Source organism: Micromonospora sp. NPDC047620 (genome assembly GCF_043205005.1).
Taxonomy (GTDB): domain Bacteria; phylum Actinomycetota; class Actinomycetes; order Mycobacteriales; family Micromonosporaceae; genus Micromonospora.
The window spans coordinates 1-1,257 of record NZ_JBIDDG010000136.1 but is presented as its reverse complement, the minus strand read 5'-3'; the positions used below and the strand labels follow the sequence as shown (position 1 = coordinate 1,257).

Below are 1,257 nucleotides of genomic sequence, written 5' to 3'. Positions count from 1 at the left end.
CCGTCGTGACCGGCATCGACGCGAGCGCCGGGATGCTGGAGCAGGCCCGGCAGCACCTCGGCGCCGACGCGGATGTGCGAGTCGCCGACCTGGCCGATCCGCTGCCCTTTCCTGACGCCGCGTTCGACGATGTCGTCGCGTCTCTGGTCTTGCACTATCTGCGAGATTGGGGACCGACTCTCGCCGAGTTGCGACGAGTGCTGGTCCCCGGCGGCAGACTCATAGTCTCGGTCGAGCATCCTTTCGCCAACTTCCTCGGGCAGCGCCTGGCCGGTGACCCGACCAACTACTTCGAGGTCCGCAACCGGATCGAGGAATGGACCATGGGCGGCCGGACCGCCCGGCTGAGCTTCTGGGACCGGCCATTACACGCGATGACCGACGCCTTCACCGCAGCGGGATTCCGCATCGGCGTCATCAGCGAACCCCCGGCCCTGCCCGCCGCCCGCGACCTGATCCCCGAGGTGCTCGGCGAGAGCACCGACAACAGATTCCTGTGCTTCCTGTTCTTCGTCCTGCACGCCGACTGACAACCGCAGCCTCGGGCGCGGCCAGTCCTGGATGTCCGGACGACGCCCCGGATTCCCGACCAGGATCCCCCGGCGCAGGGACTGGCACCCGCTCCAGCGTGCCTCTAAAATAGAGGCATGACCGAAAGTCTCATCCTGCCGGTGTGGCAATCGAAAGACACCACGCAACTGCCGGCCTTGCTCGCCGAAGGCGTGACCTTCTCGAGCCCGGTCGCCGACTACCACGGGCGGGCCCGCGCGGCACATCTGCTGGCCACGATCGCGACGGTGCTCGACTCGGTGCAGCAGACGCGGCAGTGGACCGACGGGCAGCAACGGATGTTCGCCTTCACCGCCCGATTCGCCGACCAAGAACTCCAGGGTGTGCTGCGGGAAGAACTCTCCGAGACCGGCAGCTTGACCCATGTGACACTGTTCCTGCGGCCGTATCGGGCATTGCGCGCGGCCATCGCGGAAATGGCACGGCGACTGGAAGATTCACCCCCACCGCAGGCGGCATGACCGTGGCGGCCGAAACGCCACGTCCGGGGCATCCGGTGCGCGGATCGACCACCGGGCGTCCGATCATGGCGCTGTTCGATCTGCTCGGGCGGCGCTGGGTGCTGCGGGTGATCTGGGAACTCGATCAGGCCTCGGGTCCGCTCACCTTCCGCGAACTGCGCACCGCATGCGGCGACCTCTCCTCGAGCGTGCTGACCCGCCGGCTGTCCGAACTCACCGAGGCGCG

At 67.8% G+C, this 1,257-nt stretch carries 3 protein-coding genes; all 3 read left to right on the top strand.

All coding sequences use genetic code 11. From position 1 onward, the window contains the following. Positions 1-530, top strand: a 530-nt coding sequence (locus tag ACGF5C_RS34750) for a class I SAM-dependent methyltransferase (protein ID WP_393308657.1), incomplete at its 5' end; no start/stop codon positions are given. A 117-nt stretch (positions 531-647) separates the two neighbouring features. Further along, a complete protein-coding gene (locus ACGF5C_RS34745; protein WP_030518345.1) occupies positions 648-1,031 on the top strand; it encodes a hypothetical protein in 384 nt (127 codons plus the stop codon). Further along, on the top strand, positions 1,028-1,257 hold a 230-nt coding region (locus ACGF5C_RS34740; protein WP_393308654.1), incomplete at its 3' end, for a winged helix-turn-helix transcriptional regulator. The genes ACGF5C_RS34745 and ACGF5C_RS34740, both read left to right, overlap by 4 nt.